The organism is Staphylococcus capitis subsp. capitis (genome assembly GCF_040739495.1).
GTDB classification, from domain to species: domain Bacteria; phylum Bacillota; class Bacilli; order Staphylococcales; family Staphylococcaceae; genus Staphylococcus; species Staphylococcus capitis.
The window spans coordinates 1,680,906-1,697,290 of sequence record NZ_CP145263.1 but is presented as its reverse complement, the minus strand read 5'-3'; the positions used below and the strand labels follow the sequence as shown (position 1 = coordinate 1,697,290).

At 33.0% G+C, this 16,385-nt stretch carries 15 protein-coding genes and 1 pseudogene; 13 read left to right on the top strand and 3 right to left on the bottom strand.

The features are described from left to right. The first annotated feature begins 276 nt into the window (after window positions 1-276). A pseudogene (locus tag V6C74_RS08420) lies at window positions 277-885 on the top strand (DsbA family protein). A 303-nt stretch (window positions 886-1,188) separates the two neighbouring features. On the opposite strand, the gene V6C74_RS08415 reads toward V6C74_RS08420, so the two are convergent. The 3 genes from V6C74_RS08415 to def all read right to left on the bottom strand — a co-directional run bounded on the left by V6C74_RS08415 (window position 1,189) and on the right by def (window position 4,134). Continuing rightward, a complete protein-coding gene (locus tag V6C74_RS08415; protein WP_016898780.1) occupies window positions 1,189-2,928 on the bottom strand; it encodes a ribonuclease J in 1,740 nt (579 codons plus the stop codon). Further along, the gene (locus V6C74_RS08410) at window positions 2,928-3,146 is read right to left on the bottom strand and encodes a DNA-dependent RNA polymerase subunit epsilon (RefSeq protein WP_002435438.1); all 219 of its coding nucleotides are present in this window, start codon (window positions 3,144-3,146) and stop codon (window positions 2,928-2,930) included. The genes V6C74_RS08415 and V6C74_RS08410 overlap by 1 nt, the downstream gene beginning before the upstream one ends. Window positions 3,147-3,582: 436 nt before the next feature. Beyond that, window positions 3,583-4,134 (bottom strand): peptide deformylase, encoded by a 552-nt coding sequence (def, locus tag V6C74_RS08405; protein ID WP_002452951.1) that lies wholly within the window; start codon window positions 4,132-4,134, stop codon window positions 3,583-3,585. 216 nt (window positions 4,135-4,350) lie between these two features. On the opposite strand from def, the gene V6C74_RS08400 reads away from it, so the two are divergent. The 12 genes from V6C74_RS08400 to V6C74_RS08345 all read left to right on the top strand — a co-directional run bounded on the left by V6C74_RS08400 (window position 4,351) and on the right by V6C74_RS08345 (window position 16,370). Continuing rightward, window positions 4,351-4,977: a YkyA family protein gene (locus V6C74_RS08400; RefSeq protein ID WP_002452952.1), complete on the top strand. Its 627-nt coding sequence runs from the start codon at window positions 4,351-4,353 to the stop codon at window positions 4,975-4,977. 171 nt (window positions 4,978-5,148) lie between these two features. Beyond that, window positions 5,149-6,261: a pyruvate dehydrogenase (acetyl-transferring) E1 component subunit alpha gene (gene pdhA / locus V6C74_RS08395; protein ID WP_016898779.1), complete on the top strand. Its 1,113-nt coding sequence runs from the start codon at window positions 5,149-5,151 to the stop codon at window positions 6,259-6,261. Window positions 6,262-6,264: 3 nt separating this feature from the next. Beyond that, window positions 6,265-7,242 carry an alpha-ketoacid dehydrogenase subunit beta gene (locus tag V6C74_RS08390; RefSeq protein ID WP_002452954.1) on the top strand — a complete coding sequence of 326 codons (978 nt, stop codon included), beginning with the start codon at window positions 6,265-6,267 and terminating at the stop codon, window positions 7,240-7,242. Between the two features lie 149 nt (window positions 7,243-7,391). Beyond that, window positions 7,392-8,720, top strand: a complete 1,329-nt coding sequence (locus tag V6C74_RS08385) for a dihydrolipoamide acetyltransferase family protein (RefSeq protein ID WP_002452955.1) — start codon at window positions 7,392-7,394, stop codon at window positions 8,718-8,720. A 4-nt stretch (window positions 8,721-8,724) separates the two neighbouring features. After that, window positions 8,725-10,131 carry a dihydrolipoyl dehydrogenase gene (gene lpdA / locus V6C74_RS08380; RefSeq protein WP_002435425.1) on the top strand — a complete coding sequence of 469 codons (1,407 nt, stop codon included), beginning with the start codon at window positions 8,725-8,727 and terminating at the stop codon, window positions 10,129-10,131. Window positions 10,132-10,290: 159 nt separating this feature from the next. Beyond that, window positions 10,291-10,566: a UPF0223 family protein gene (locus tag V6C74_RS08375; RefSeq protein ID WP_002452956.1), complete on the top strand. Its 276-nt coding sequence runs from the start codon at window positions 10,291-10,293 to the stop codon at window positions 10,564-10,566. 165 nt (window positions 10,567-10,731) lie between these two features. Continuing rightward, on the top strand, window positions 10,732-11,271 hold the full coding sequence (locus V6C74_RS08370) for an XRE family transcriptional regulator (protein WP_016898777.1): 540 nt from the start codon (window positions 10,732-10,734) through the stop codon (window positions 11,269-11,271). Between the two features lie 12 nt (window positions 11,272-11,283). Next, window positions 11,284-12,378, top strand: a complete 1,095-nt coding sequence (locus tag V6C74_RS08365; protein ID WP_002452958.1) for an ABC transporter ATP-binding protein — start codon at window positions 11,284-11,286, stop codon at window positions 12,376-12,378. Beyond that, window positions 12,371-13,174 (top strand): ABC transporter permease, encoded by an 804-nt coding sequence (locus V6C74_RS08360; RefSeq protein WP_002452959.1) that lies wholly within the window; start codon window positions 12,371-12,373, stop codon window positions 13,172-13,174. Before V6C74_RS08365 ends, V6C74_RS08360 begins: the two co-directional genes overlap by 8 nt. Before the next feature lie 5 nt (window positions 13,175-13,179). After that, complete coding sequence (locus V6C74_RS08355) at window positions 13,180-13,992, top strand: ABC transporter permease (protein WP_016898775.1); 813 nt, start codon at window positions 13,180-13,182, stop codon at window positions 13,990-13,992. Continuing rightward, window positions 13,989-15,062 (top strand): spermidine/putrescine ABC transporter substrate-binding protein, encoded by a 1,074-nt coding sequence (locus V6C74_RS08350; protein WP_002452961.1) that lies wholly within the window; start codon window positions 13,989-13,991, stop codon window positions 15,060-15,062. Before V6C74_RS08355 ends, V6C74_RS08350 begins: the two co-directional genes overlap by 4 nt. 75 nt (window positions 15,063-15,137) lie before the next feature. Further along, window positions 15,138-16,370: a DUF4064 domain-containing protein gene (locus tag V6C74_RS08345; RefSeq protein ID WP_002452962.1), complete on the top strand. Its 1,233-nt coding sequence runs from the start codon at window positions 15,138-15,140 to the stop codon at window positions 16,368-16,370. The last annotated feature ends 15 nt before the right edge of the window (window positions 16,371-16,385 follow it).

Below are 16,385 nucleotides of genomic sequence, written 5' to 3'. Positions count from 1 at the left end.
CGTATATAAGCTTTTTTATATTAAGCAATAATCTAATTCAGTTGATTATACGTATCAAATTATCTGATATATAATGATTTATAAAAAAATAATAAAGCTTTAGCCAATTTAAAAATAAAACAAAATATGAAATATTGTGATTGATTGAATTTATAATTTATTTAGTTTTGTGTATACACTTGAGAAAGAGAATATATCAATTGGGGAAGATAACAAAAATTTTTAAACGATGATGTTAACATTACATTTGAAAAAATAAATAAGGAGAGTAGATATGTGAAATTCGTTTTAAAATGCACATCATTGTTAGTTATTGTTTTGTTATTATGTAGTTGCTCTACAATAAAAAATGGCGCATTTAACAACCATTTGGATCAAACTAAATGCATAACAATTTATGGCGATTACAAGTGTGCCTACTGTAAAAAGATTGAAAATACAATTGTTCCTAAATTGAAAAAAGATTATGTAAAAAAGGACAAAGCGGAAGTTAATTTTGTCAATCTTGGCTTTTTAGGTAAAGATTCAATAAATGCTGGGAGAGCAGCTTTAGCAGTCAAACTCATATCTGATAAAGAGTATCTAAAATTAAATCACTTAATTTTTAACGAGCAACCTAAAAATAGCCATAAAACTTGGATTACTAAAAACTTATTAGACAAGCAAATAGATAAACTTAACTTAAACGATGAAGAAACAGAGAAAGTTAAGAAAATGTATAAAGAAAAAAATAGTAAAGCTTGAGAAATGGCTAGCGATGATAAAAAAGTTGCTAAAAAGAAAAATGTTAAGAAAGTTCCTTTAGTATACATAAATGGCGAAAAAGTAAAAAATCCATATGAATATAAAGACTATAAACGTATATTAGACAAAAAGACATCATAGTAATATATTTTCATGCAACAACTAGAGTGAAAACCATAGGAGTAAAGAAAATGTTAATTAATAACAAATTATATATACTTAGCATTATCATATTCATGATTATAGACTTGTTCTTAATTTTAACGAAAGTGTCATTGAAAGTCCAATAGGTTACAGACTTATTTATTTCATCATGTTTATTTCATTTATAATGATTATTATAGGTACTACTGTTAGAAGGAGAAAGAAATAAAGGCAAGGACGCAAGTCCTTGCCTTTAGTATTAAAATAGATAAATTTTATAAGTTAAAAAGTATTATTTAATTACTTAGACTCATTTTTATCTTGTTTGTTATTTTTCTTGTTGGAAGACTTATTATTACCTTTATCTTCATTCACTTTCATAATAACTGGTAGAATCATAGGTCTACGAGCTGTCTTTTCATATAGATAAGGTTGAAGTGTTTCAATTATAGATGATTTAATTTGATGCCATTGAATATCTTTATTACCATTTAATTTAGATATAACATCTGTTTTAATCTTACGTTGCGCATCATAAATAAGTTGACCAGATTCACGCATATAAACAAAGCCACGTGAAATGATATCAGGTCCAGATAATAATTTATTAGTATTAAAATCAATACTAACAACAACAATCACTAAACCTTCTTTAGAAAGTAATTTACGATCTCTAATAACTACATTTCCAATATCCCCAATACCGCTGCCGTCTACTAACACATTACCTGAAGGAATTCTTCCGGCTTTACGAGCTGAATCATGTGTTAAAGCTAAGACATCGCCGATATCAAAAATAAACACATTATCCTCATCTACACCACATTCAACACCAGTTTGACCATGTGCTTTCAACATACGATATTCACCATGAATAGGTAAGAAGTATTTTGGTTGAATTAAACGTAGCATCAATTGTTGATCGCCTTGTGAACCATGTCCTGATGTATGGATATTTGAGATTTTACTATGAATAACATCCGCACCAGCTTTATAAAGAGCATTAATTGTGCGATTGATACTTTTAGTGTTACCTGGAATAGGGGATGAACTGAATACTACGGTATCCTCAGGTATAATTTTAATTTGTTTATGTGTACCATTTGCAATTCTTGATAAAGCAGCCATTGGTTCACCTTGTGAACCAGTACAAAGGATTAGCAATTCATGTTTAGGAATATTGTTGATTTTATTTGGTTCTACAAATGTTTCAGGTGGGGCTTTGATATATCCAAGCTCCATACCAATTTTTATGTTATTTTCCATTGAACGACCAAAAGTAACGATTTTACGATTATATTTTATTGCTGCTTCGACAGCCTGCTGAACACGATAGATATTAGATGCGAAAGTCGCAAAAATGATACGACCTTTGCAGTTTCTAAAAATCTTATCAACATTCTGACCAACTTCACGTTCACTGAGGGTAAAGTCAGGTACTAATGAGTTTGTTGAGTCAGATAGTAAACATAATACGCCTTCTTCACCAAGTTTAGCCATTTTAGCTATATTAGCTGGTTCGCCAACTGGAGTGAAATCGAATTTAAAGTCACCAGTATGAACAATTTTACCTTCCGGTGTATCAACGATAACTCCGTATGCTTCAGGAATACTGTGTGTAGTTAAATAGAATGATATTTCAAAATGCTTAGATTTTATTACACTACTTTCATCAATTTCATGTAATTCAGTAGTTCTAAGTAAATGATGTTCTTCTAATTTATTGCGTATAAGACCTAATGCTAATGGACCACCGTAAATAGGTACATTAATTTGTTTTAATAGGAAGGGCACACCACCTATATGGTCTTCGTGTCCATGAGTAATAAACAGACCTACAATTTTGTCTTGGTTCTGTTCTAAGTAAGTGTAGTCAGGAATAACATAATCTATTCCTAGTAAGTTATCATCAGGGAATTTAATACCTGCATCGATGATAACAATTTCATTCTTGTACTCAATGGCATAGGTATTTTTACCAACTTCACCTAGACCACCAAGTGCATACACACCTACTTCATTAGAATGTAATTGCTTCATTATTCAGCATTCTCCACATTAAAATGAGTTGAGTGTTCTTTCTCATAATCTAAATGTGCGCCCTCTAATTTAGTAATAAACTCAATGTTGTAATTGCGATCTTTCAAATAACGTCGAACTTGTTCTTCAGTTTGTCCTTCAACATAAATTGTTTGAGTGTTCTCACGAACGATGACTTCATCTTTATTATGTTGATAAAATACTTTAAATACTGCCATTTTTTATATTTCCTCCTAGAATAATTTCCATAATTTATTTACGACCCTAGTGATTAATACTCGGGTTATTAAAGAATATTTATACTTTAAAAATTAAGTCTTCAATAATTTAGTTTTCTAATATTGTATTTAGAAACATACCAGCTCAATCTAAACTTTAGTAAATACACATTCGTTTAATTTCACTGCCCAGTATGTTTTCTAGGGTAATAGTGTCGTTCCTATTTAGAAATTAGTATTAATATACTAAGATTTCAGTTAAGTTATATTTTACATGATGTATTTGAATAAATAAAGCAGTTTTATCTTACTAATTATTGAGTCATACTTATTATTATATATAGAAATATTTTTATTTTGAAAAATAAAAAAACACTTCAACAAGCGTAATCAATTACTAACTTGATGAAGTGCTAATAAATGTCCATAAGTTTACTTAAACTTCAACTGCATCGTCGTGAGGTTTAAGTGGTTCATTAGCGTCAATGTAATCATAGAACATAACGCCGTTTAAATGGTCAATTTCGTGTTGAAACACAATTGCTGGATAGCCTTTTAGTCTGAGTTTAACTTCATTGCCATCAATATCTTGAGCTTTAATTGTTACTCTATTATGACGGTGGACTAACCCTGGAATGTTTTCGTCAACACTCAAACAACCTTCGCCAGTGGGTAAATAAGCTTCCTGCACACTGTAGCTCATAACTTTAGGATTAACGAGCATATAATCATAAGATTTTCCATTACCATCGTCTGGTAAATAAACTGCAATCATTCTTTTAGCCAAATCAATCTGTGGGGCTGCTAAACCTACGCCAGAACGTAATCCATAACGTTTTGCAGTTTCTTCATCTTGACTATTAATTAAAAACTCTCGCATTGAGCGTAATGTTTCTTTATCTTCTTCAGAAAGAGGGAAGCTTAATTCTTTAGCCTTCTCACGAAGCGTTGGATGACCGTCTCTAATAATATCTTTCATAGTTAACATGTCATACACCTTCCTTATGTAATAATATATCAGATACGATAGAGATTCGTACATTAATAGGTACTTGATTTTAAATACATGTTTTATATTATAGATTAAACTAAATCTTATGATTATTTCTCTTAGCTTCTATGAATAGTTATATTAGTGTATATTGATTTATGAAAGATTATTATTTAATATTACAAGCGAACAACTATGAGGAGGTAACAGTTAATGAAGTTCGGTAAAACTGTCGCAATTGTCCTAACATCAACAGTGTTATTAGCTGGGTGTACTACTGATAAAAAAGAAATTAAAAAATATGACAATCAAGTTCAAAAAGCTTTTGACCAAGAAAAATCAGTAAATAGTACAAGTAAAAAATTAAATAATTTAGAAGAAGAGAAACAAAAATTATTCAAAAAAGTAAATGGCAAGGATCAGAATACTAGAAAACAAGCTGCAGAAGATATCGTTGAGAATGTAGAGAAACGTCAAAAAGAGTTTAAAAATGAAGAGAAAGCGTTAAATAATTCTGAAAAAGAATTTAAAAAAGCTAAACAGTATATGAGTCATATCGAGAACTCAGCTAAGAAAAAAGAAGTGACACAACTTAATGATGCAATCAAAGAAAAATACAAAGCACATGACGCATATGCAAAGGCTTACAAGAAAGCTTTAAATAAAGAGAAAGAACTGTTTACGTTCTTGAACCAAGATGGTGCTACACAATCAGAAGTAGACAGTAAATCTAAAGATTTATCAAAAGCATACAAAGACATGAATAAAAAATTCAATACCTATTCAAAAGCGATGAGAAAGGTTACTCAAGAGAAACAAGACGTAGATCAATTAAAATAATTTAGTGAACTGATACAGTTGTGCGAAAAGTACTATAACAGACTGCGCAACTGTATCTTTTTCTATTGAAACAGAACTTTATGAAATCGTTTAACAGGTAAAATCATTTGTGATACAATTAGGGAGGATAAAATGAATTTCTATTTACATGGGAAAGGTATGGTGAATTGAATGGCTCCTAAGTTACAAGCCCAATTCGATGCAGTTAAAGTATTAAATGAAACTCAATCGAAATTTGAAATGGTTCAAATTTTGGATGAGGATGGTAATGTCGTAAATGAAGACTTAGTACCTGATTTAACAGATGAACAATTAGTAGAATTAATGGAAAGAATTGTATGGACGCGTATTCTTGACCAACGTTCTATCTCATTAAACAGACAAGGACGTTTAGGTTTCTATGCACCTACAGCAGGTCAAGAAGCATCTCAACTTGCTTCTCAATATGCTTTAGAAAAAGAAGACTTCATCTTACCTGGTTATCGTGATGTTCCTCAAATTATTTGGCATGGTTTACCACTTACAGAAGCATTCTTATTCTCTAGAGGACACTTCAAAGGTAATCAATTCCCTGAGGGCGTTAATGCTTTAAGCCCACAAATTATTATCGGTGCTCAATATGTTCAAACAGCTGGAGTAGCATTCGGTCTTAAAAAACGAGGTAAAAATGCAGTTGCAATTACTTATACTGGTGACGGTGGTTCTTCACAAGGTGACTTCTATGAAGGTATCAACTTTGCATCAGCGTATAAAGCGCCTGCTATTTTTGTAATTCAAAACAACAATTACGCAATTTCTACACCTCGCAGTAAACAAACAGCGGCAACTACATTAGCACAAAAAGCTATCGCAGTAGGTGTACCAGGTATCCAAGTAGATGGTATGGATGCATTAGCAGTATATCAAGCAACATTAGAAGCGCGTGAACGAGCTGTTGCGGGTGAAGGTCCAACAGTTATTGAAACTTTAACATATCGTTATGGACCACATACTATGGCTGGTGACGATCCAACTCGTTACAGAACTTCAGACGAAGATGCAGAGTGGGAGAAAAAAGACCCATTAGTACGTTTCAGAAAATACTTAGAAGCAAAAGGTCTTTGGAACGAAGATAAAGAAAATGAAGTCATTGAACGTGCTAAATCTGAAATTAAAACAGCTATTAAAGAGGCTGACAATACAGACAAACAAACTGTTACTTCTCTAATGGATATTATGTATGAAGATATGCCTCAAAATTTATCAGAACAATATGAAATTTATAAAGAGAAGGAGTCGAAGTAAGCCATGGCACAAATGACAATGGTTCAAGCGATTAATGACGCGCTTAAAAGTGAACTTAAAAGAGACGAAGACGTTTTAGTTTTCGGTGAAGACGTTGGTGTTAACGGCGGTGTATTCCGTGTTACTGAAGGTTTACAAAAAGAATTTGGTGAAGATCGAGTATTCGACACACCATTAGCTGAATCTGGTATTGGCGGTTTAGCCCTAGGATTAGCTGTAACAGGTTATCGTCCAGTTATGGAAATCCAGTTCTTAGGATTCGTATTTGAAGTGTTTGACGAAGTTGCGGGTCAAATTGCTCGTACACGATTCCGTTCAGGTGGATCTAAACCAGCACCGGTTACTATTCGTGCACCATTTGGTGGGGGAGTACATACTCCAGAATTACACGCTGATAATTTAGAAGGTATCTTAGCACAATCACCTGGTTTAAAAGTTATTATTCCATCAGGTCCTTATGATGCGAAAGGCTTATTAATTTCAGCGATCCAAAGTAACGATCCTGTTGTATACTTAGAACATATGAAATTGTATCGTTCATTCCGTGAAGAAGTACCTGAAGAAGAGTATACAATCGACATTGGTAAAGCTAATGTTAAAAAAGAAGGTAATGATATTACTCTAATCGCATACGGTGCCATGGTTCAAGAATCTATCAAAGCAGCTGAAGAACTTGAAAAAGATGGACACTCTGTCGAAGTTATTGACTTACGTACAGTTCAACCAATTGATATTGATACTTTAGTTGCTTCAGTAGAAAAAACTGGACGTGCAGTAGTTGTTCAAGAAGCGCAACGCCAAGCTGGTGTAGGTGCACAAGTTGCTGCAGAATTAGCTGAGCGTGCAATTCTTTCATTAGAAGCACCTATCGCTCGTGTAGCTGCAGCTGATACTGTATATCCATTTACTCAAGCTGAGAATGTTTGGTTACCAAATAAAAATGACATCATCGAGCAAGCGAAAGCTACATTAGAGTTTTAATTTAAACTCATGAATAAATTAAGTAGCTAACTATAGCAATGAGTGATGAATAAGTGTAAACTAAGTTGTAAGGGCTTCCTTAACTTGCAACTTTAGTATATAAGTATTTGAAATGATTTGATTAAGTAAAATCTTAGGAGGACAAGAACGTGGCATTTGAATTTAGATTACCCGATATCGGGGAAGGTATCCACGAAGGTGAAATTGTAAAGTGGTTTGTTAAAGCTGGAGATACCATCGAAGAAGATGATGTCTTAGCAGAAGTGCAAAACGACAAATCTGTAGTAGAAATCCCATCGCCTGTTAGCGGAACTGTGGAAGAAGTTTTAGTAGATGAAGGAACTGTTGCAGTAGTTGGTGACGTTATTGTAAAAATTGATGCTCCTGATGCTGAAGAAATGCAATTTAAAGGTAGTCATAGTGATGACTCTTCTTCTAAACAAGAAGAGAAACAAGAAGAAGCATCAGCTGAAGAAGAATCAACTTCATCATCACAAACTCAGCAAGCTTCAACAGCTTCTAATCAAGAAGCGGAAGTTGATGAGAATAAAACAGTTAAGGCTATGCCTTCTGTACGTAAATACGCTCGTGAAAATGGTGTAAACATTAAAGCTGTTACGGGCACTGGTAAAAACGGCCGTATTACAAAAGAAGACGTAGACGCATACTTAAATGGTGGAAGCACTGATTCTGCTTCTAACGAAAGTGCAGCTGCATCATCTACAGGTAATGAAGAAACTAGCACTTCAGCTAGTCAATCAGTACCAGAAGGTGACTTCCCAGAAACTACTGAGAAAATCCCTGCTATGCGTAAAGCAATTGCTAAAGCAATGGTTAACTCAAAACATACAGCACCACATGTTACATTAATGGATGAAATTGATGTACAAGAACTATGGGATCACCGTAAGAAATTCAAAGAAATTGCAGCTGAACAAGGTACTAAACTAACGTTCTTACCATATGTTGTTAAGGCTTTAGTTTCAGCACTTAAAAAATATCCAGCACTTAACACTTCATTTAATGAAGAAGCTGGCGAAGTTGTACACAAACATTATTGGAATATCGGTATCGCAGCAGATACAGATAAAGGTTTATTAGTTCCTGTTGTTAAACATGCGGATCGTAAATCAATCTTTGAAATTTCAGATGAAATCAATGAACTTGCAGTTAAAGCTCGTGATGGTAAATTGACTTCAGATGAAATGAAAGGTGCAACTTGTACAATTAGTAATATCGGTTCAGCTGGTGGACAATGGTTCACTCCAGTTATCAATCACCCAGAAGTAGCCATCTTAGGAATTGGCCGTATTGCTCAAAAACCTATTGTTAAGGATGGAGAAATTATAGCAGCTCCAGTATTAGCGTTATCATTAAGCTTTGACCACAGACAAATTGATGGCGCAACTGGTCAAAATGCTATGAATCACATTAAACGTTTATTAAATAATCCAGAACTATTATTAATGGAGGGGTAAAAACATGGTAGTTGGAGATTTCCCAATTGAAACAGATACTATTGTAATCGGAGCAGGTCCAGGTGGATACGTTGCAGCAATTCGCGCAGCACAATTAGGACAAAAAGTAACAATCGTTGAGAAAGGTAATTTAGGTGGTGTGTGCTTAAACGTTGGTTGTATTCCATCTAAAGCATTATTACACGCATCTCATCGTTTTGTTGAGGCGCAACATTCAGAAAACTTAGGGGTTATTGCTGAAAGCGTGTCTTTAAACTATGAAAAAGTTCAAGAATTCAAATCATCAGTAGTAAATAAATTAACTGGTGGTGTTGAAGGTTTATTAAAAGGTAACAAAGTTGAGATTGTCAAAGGTGAAGCATACTTTGTAGATAATAATAGCCTTCGCGTTATGGACGAAAAAAGTGCTCAAACTTACAATTTCAAACATGCAATTATTGCAACTGGTTCTAGACCAATTGAAATTCCTAACTTTGAATTTGGTGAACGTGTTATCGATTCAACTGGCGCTTTAAATTTACAAGAAGTACCAGGTAAACTTGTAGTTGTCGGTGGCGGTTACATCGGTTCTGAATTAGGTACAGCATTTGCTAACTTCGGTTCTGAAGTAACAATCCTTGAAGGTGCGAAAGACATCTTAGGTGGATTCGAAAAACAAATGACACAACCAGTTAAAAAAGGCATGAAAGAAAAAGGTATCGAAATTGTCACTGAAGCTATGGCTAAATCTGCTGAAGAAACTGACAATGGTGTTAAAGTTACGTATGAAGCTAATGGTGAAGAACAAACTATTGAAGCTGACTACGTACTAGTAACTGTTGGACGTCGTCCAAATACTGATGAATTAGGTTTAGAAGAATTAGGTCTTAAATTCGCAGATCGTGGATTATTAGAAGTAGATAAACAAAGCCGTACTTCAATTGAGAACATCTTTGCAATTGGTGATATCGTTCCTGGTTTACCACTTGCTCATAAAGCAAGTTATGAAGCTAAAGTTGCTGCTGAAGCAATAGATGGTCAAGCTGCTGAAGTTGATTACATTGGTATGCCTGCAGTATGCTTCACTGAACCAGAATTAGCTCAAGTAGGTTACACTGAAGCTCAAGCAAAAGAAGAAGGTTTATCAATTAAAGCTTCTAAATTCCCTTATGCAGCTAATGGTCGTGCATTATCATTAGATGATACGAATGGTTTTGTTAAATTAATTACACTTAAAGAAGATGATACTTTAATCGGTGCTCAAGTTGTTGGTACCGGCGCATCTGATATCATCTCTGAATTAGGTTTAGCAATTGAATCAGGTATGAATGCAGAAGACATCGCATTAACTGTTCATGCTCACCCTACTTTAGGTGAAATGTCAATGGAAGCTGCTGAAAAAGCAATTGGTTATCCAATCCACACTATGTAATTCAGCCTTAATCACAATAGTTAAAGATTAATTATTATATACTGCTGGGACTCGTCATGTACGGGTCTCAGCTTTTTTAGATTATTTGAATCGGTTGTTTTATGAAAATGGCTCCGATACACTGTACATACATTATTATCATAGGAGGTTATCATCACAATGGAGTATCAATATCCGTTAGATTTAGATTGGACAAATGAAGAAATGATGCAAGTCATTCACTTTTTTAATAAAATTGAAAATTACTATGAATCTTCTGTTAAGGGTGAAGACGTAAAAAAAGCTTATAAAAAATTTAAAGAAATTGTACCTGGTAAAGCTGAAGAAAAACAAATTTTTAAAGAATTTGAGAATAAAAGTGGATATAATAGTTATAAAGTTGTCCAAGAAGTAAATAAAAATCCTGAGCAACAGCGATTTGGTAAAGAATCTTAATTGATTTCACTTGCACTTAATATCTAAAAATTTATACTCACTTGTTTTTTAAAACAATTTAATAAAACTATTGCTTACAAAGCTATATTCTGTTACTTTTATTAAGCATTAAACAAAATGTTTGATATTAGTAAACTTAATGTAGCTTTTTTAGGTGGTTAAATTATGAATATAGGATATAAATTACGAAATTTAAGACGCATAAAAAATCTCACACAAGAAGAACTTGCCGAACGTACGGATTTGTCAAAAGGGTATATCTCTCAGATTGAAAGTCAACATGCATCGCCGAGTATGGAGACGTTTTTAAACATCTTGGAAGTGCTTGGAACATCGGCCAGTGATTTTTTTCAAGAGAGTCCGAGTGAAAAAGTGTTATATAAAAAGAAAGATCAAATTACATATGATGAATATGATCGAGGATATATCCTTAATTGGCTTGTTACAGATTCTAATGAATTTGAAATGGAACCACTCATACTAACATTGAAACCTGGCGCATCCTATAAAAATTTTAAACCATCTGAATCAGACACTTTTATATATTGTTTAGAAGGTGAAGTGTCGTTGCTACTTGGTAATCAAACCTTTAAAGCGAGTGCTGAAGATGTACTTTATTTTAAGGCAAAAGATAAGCATCGCTTATATAATGAAACAAATGAAGAAGTGAAAATATTAATTGTTGCCACAGCTTCATATTTATAGGGAGGAATGATCATGAATCCATTACTTTCATTCAAATCTGTAAGTAAAGGCTATGATGATGTACAAATTTTAGATGAAATTGATATTGATATTGAATCAGGTTATTTTTATACATTATTAGGACCTTCTGGCTGTGGAAAAACTACAATATTAAAGTTGATTGCTGGGTTCGAATATCCTGACAGCGGAGAAGTGATTTACCAGAATAAACCTATCGGAAAATTGCCCCCAAATAAACGTAAAGTCAATACAGTTTTCCAGGATTATGCGTTATTTCCCCATCTTAATGTTTATGACAATATTGCTTATGGCTTAAAATTAAAAAAATATAGCAAGACTGAGATAGATAAAAAGGTATCAGAAGCATTAAAATTAGTGAAATTACAAGGTTATGAACAACGACAAATTGAAGGCATGAGTGGTGGACAAAAACAACGTGTAGCGATTGCTCGGGCAATTGTGAATGAACCTGAAATACTTTTACTTGATGAATCATTATCCGCATTAGATTTAAAATTACGTACGGAAATGCAATATGAGTTACGAGAATTACAATCTCGTTTAGGGATAACTTTTATATTTGTAACACATGATCAAGAGGAAGCATTAGCATTAAGTGATTACATCTTTGTTATGAAAGATGGAAAAATTCAGCAATTTGGTACGCCTATAGATATATATGATGAACCTGTTAATCGTTACGTTGCCGATTTTATTGGTGAATCCAATATCGTAGAGGGACGAATGATTAAAGATTTCGTGGTGAATATCTATGGCCAAGACTTTGAATGTGTTGATATGGGAATACCTGAAAATAAGAAAGTAGAAGTTGTAATTAGACCAGAGGACATTTCACTTATTGAAAAAGATCAAGGACTTTTTAAAGCGACTGTAGATTCAATGTTATTTAGAGGCGTTCATTATGAAATTTGCTGTATTGATAGAAAAGGTTACGAATGGGTTATTCAATCTACTAAGAAGGCTGAAGTTGGCAGCGAAATAGGTCTATACTTTGAACCAGAAGCAATTCACATTATGGTACCTGGTGAAACTGAGGAAGAATTTGATAAGCGTATAGAGAGTTATGAGGATGTGGACCATGCGTAATATTAATAAAGTACTTCTTATTCCATATTTATTATGGATGGTTATTTTTATTATTATACCTGTCATTTTACTCGTCTATTTCTCATTTACAGATGTGCATGGTCATTTTAGTTTTACAAATTATGAACAAATTTTTTCACTACGCTATTTTAAAATGTTTGCGGATTCAATATGGTATGCGTTTCTAATTACTATAATTACTTTGTTTATTAGCTATCCAGCGGCATATTATATTGCTCAATCTAGATTCCAAAATATATTACTAATGATAATGATAATTCCAACATGGATTAATTTACTTCTGAAGACCTATGCTTTTATAGGACTATTAAGTCATGATGGTATTATAAATCAGACATTACATGTCTTTCATTTACCAGTATTTAATATGCTTTTTACAAGTGGAGCATTTCTATTGGTTGCAAGTTATATTTATATCCCATTTATGATTTTACCTATATTTAATAGTATGAAAGCAATACCTAATAACTTGTTACAAGCTTCTAGTGATTTAGGCGCTAGTCCATTAACTACTTTTAGAAAGGTTATCATTCCTTTAACTAAAGAAGGAGTAATGACAGGCATTCAAGTTACATTCATACCTGCGTTATCTCTATTCATGATTACGCGATTAATTGCAGGTAATAAAGTCATTAATATAGGTACATCGATTGAAGAGCAATTTCTAACTATTCAAAATTATGGTATGGGCTCTACAATTGCGTTATTTTTAATTATATTTATGGCCTTTATTTTAATTATAACTAAATCTAAATCATCTAATGGGAAGGGGTGAGCGACGTGAAATGGTATGGAAAGGTGTACATAGGTATTTTAATAGTAATACTTTATATACCGATTTTTTTCTTAATGTTGTATTCATTTAACTCAGCTGGAAATATGATTCATTTTGAGCATTTCACGTTAGAGCATTACCGTACTCTTTTCCAAGATGATCGATTAATGTCTGTAATATTTAATACTGTAGCAGTGGCATTATTAGCTGCATCAGTTTCTACAGTAATTGGTACATTTGGCGCAATTGCTTTGTATTATTTACGTAATAAAAAATTCAAAGTGACCTTATTGACTTTAAATAATGTACTCATGGTTTCATCGGATGTAGTTATTGGTGCGTCATTTTTAATTATGTTTACTGCAATTGGACATTTCACTGGATTAGGTTTAGGATTCTCTACTGTTTTAGCCTCACATATTGCATTTTGTATACCTATCGTCGTGATTATTGTGTTACCGAAACTGTATGAAATGAATGATAATATGTTGAATGCGGCTAGAGATCTAGGAGCAAATGAATCTCAATTATTAAGTAGCGTCATTATACCCAATATTATGCCATCAATCATTGGCGGATTCTTTATGGCTTTAACATATTCTTTAGATGATTTCACAGTTAGCTTCTTCGTAACAGGAAACGGGTTTAGTGTCTTATCTGTAGAAGTTTATGCAATGGCTAGAAAAGGTATAAGTATGGAGATTAATGCGATATCTACAATTTTATTTGTAGCTATTTTAATAGGTATAATAGGTTATTATTTAATACTACACTTCGTCAAACGCCAAAAGACAGTGAAGCGAGGTGTAAATGAATGAAACGATTTCTACAACTTATCATTTCCGCAATAATTATTGGTATTTTATGTTTAGTTGTGAGTCATTGGTTTAAATCTAAAGAGAACACCCAAACAAATGAAAAGATTTATGTTTATAACTGGGGAGAATATATTGATCCTAGTTTAATTAAAAAGTTTGAAAAACAAACAGGTATTCAAGTTGTATACGAAACGTTTGATTCAAATGAAGCAATGGAGGCCAAAATTCGTAATGGTGGTACACATTATGATGTGGCATTTCCAAGTGAGTACACTGTGCAAAAGCTAAAGCGTTCAAATCTGTTAGTTCCTTTAGATCATAATAAAATACCAAATATAAAAAATCTCGATTCTGACTATATGAATATGTCTTATGATCCTCATAATAAATATTCATTACCTTATTTCTTTGGTACAGTGGGTATCTTATATAATAAAGAGAAATACCCTCATGAAAAATTCAATAGTTGGAGTGATTTGTATCAATCTAAGTATAAAAATGATATTTTATTAGTAGACGGTGCTCGCGAAATTATGGGAATGGGACTCAACAAATTAGGCTATAGTTTGAATGATAGTAATCCTTCTCATATTAAAAGGGCTGAAGTGGATTTGAAAAAGTTAGCTCCACAAGTAAGAGGTGTTGTTGGAGATGAGATAACAATGATGCTTCAACAAAATGAAGGTAACATCGCTGTAGTTTGGAGTGGAGTGGCAGCACCTTTAGTACAAAATAGTAATAAATATGACTATGTTATTCCTAAAGAAGGATCTAATCTTTGGTTTGATAACATGGTTATTCCTAAAACTGCTCAGAATAAGGAAGGCGCATATAAATTTATGAACTTCTTATTAGATAAGAAAAATAATAAACAGAATACAGAGTGGGTAGGCTATGCAACGCCTAATAAAGCGGCTAGAGATAAGCTGCCTAAAGAAATTAGAGAAGACCATAGATTTTATCCTACAAATAAAGAACAAAAGCGTTTAGAAGTTTACAAAGATTTAGGTCAACAAACACTCAGTGAATATAACGAGAGTTTTTTAAATTTTAAAATGACCTTAAAATAGATTAATGATAAATAGTAGTTATTTACTCACATTTCTTATATAATGATTTGATAGTAAAGTAAGGAGTTGTAGCGGATGTCAGGAGAGCAATACACACAAATTAAGCGTCCAGTCGGTCGGCTAACTGAAAAAGTACTAGGTTGGTTTAGTTGGGTATTTTTACTCATTTTGACGATTGTAACGATGTTTATTGCACTTGTATCATTTAGTAATGATACTTCGATTGCTAATTTGGAGAGTTCATTAAATAATAATGAGTTGGTTCAACAAATTTTAGGTAACAATGATTTAAGTACAACTCAATTTGTTATTTGGTTACAAAATGGTGTTTGGGCTATCATTGTTTACTTCATCATTTGTTTATTGATTTCATTCTTAGCGTTAATCTCAATGAACATTAGAATACTTTCAGGTTTCTTATTTCTATTAGCAGCTGTAGTTACGATTCCATTGGTATTACTAGTTGTTACTTTAATTATTCCAATTTTATTCTTTATCATCGCTATCATGATGTTTGCTAGAAAAAATCGGGTAGAAACCGTACCGGCATATTATAATGATGGCTATGGACAACCATATTATGATGATTATGAATACTATGATAATCGCGGACCACAGGCTAATCCTCATAGTGACCATTATGAAGAGGGGTACAATCACGGTTATTACGATGATTATGAACAACCTCGTGATAATAAAGAATATAGAAATACACGTCGAAAACGTAGAAAAGAACGTCAACGTAGAGAAGCTTATGAAGCAGAGCAACACTATGAATCGCAACAACATGATGGTTATGTTAATGATGAGCCAGAGGGTCATTATTATGATGAGGAAGATAATAAATACGCACAATTTCCAAAGCGTGCTGTAGAAAGTGAATATAAATCTACTCAACAAGACGAAGAAGAACCGGCAATCATGTCTAGACAAGCTAAATATAATAAGAAATCTAAAAAAGCTAAGCGTGACGAACAATTCCAAGAAGATTATTATCAAAATGAAGATGATAATTACGGTTATGAAGATGGTTATGCCTATCACCAAGAGCCGCATGAACCTCAAGTTGATCCTAAAGAACTTAAGGCTCAACGTAAGAAGGAAAAAGCTGAAATTCGTGCGAAGAAAAGAGAAAAGAAAAAAGCTTATAATAAACGCATGAAAGAAAGAAGAAAAAATCAACCTAGTGCAGTCAATCAACGAAGAATGAATTACGAGGAACGTCGTCAAATGTTCCAAGAGGAACAACCTCAAGAAGATATTCAAGAGAACCAAGTTGAACATGGAGACGACACCGAAAATAAATAACACAAAAAAGAGAGT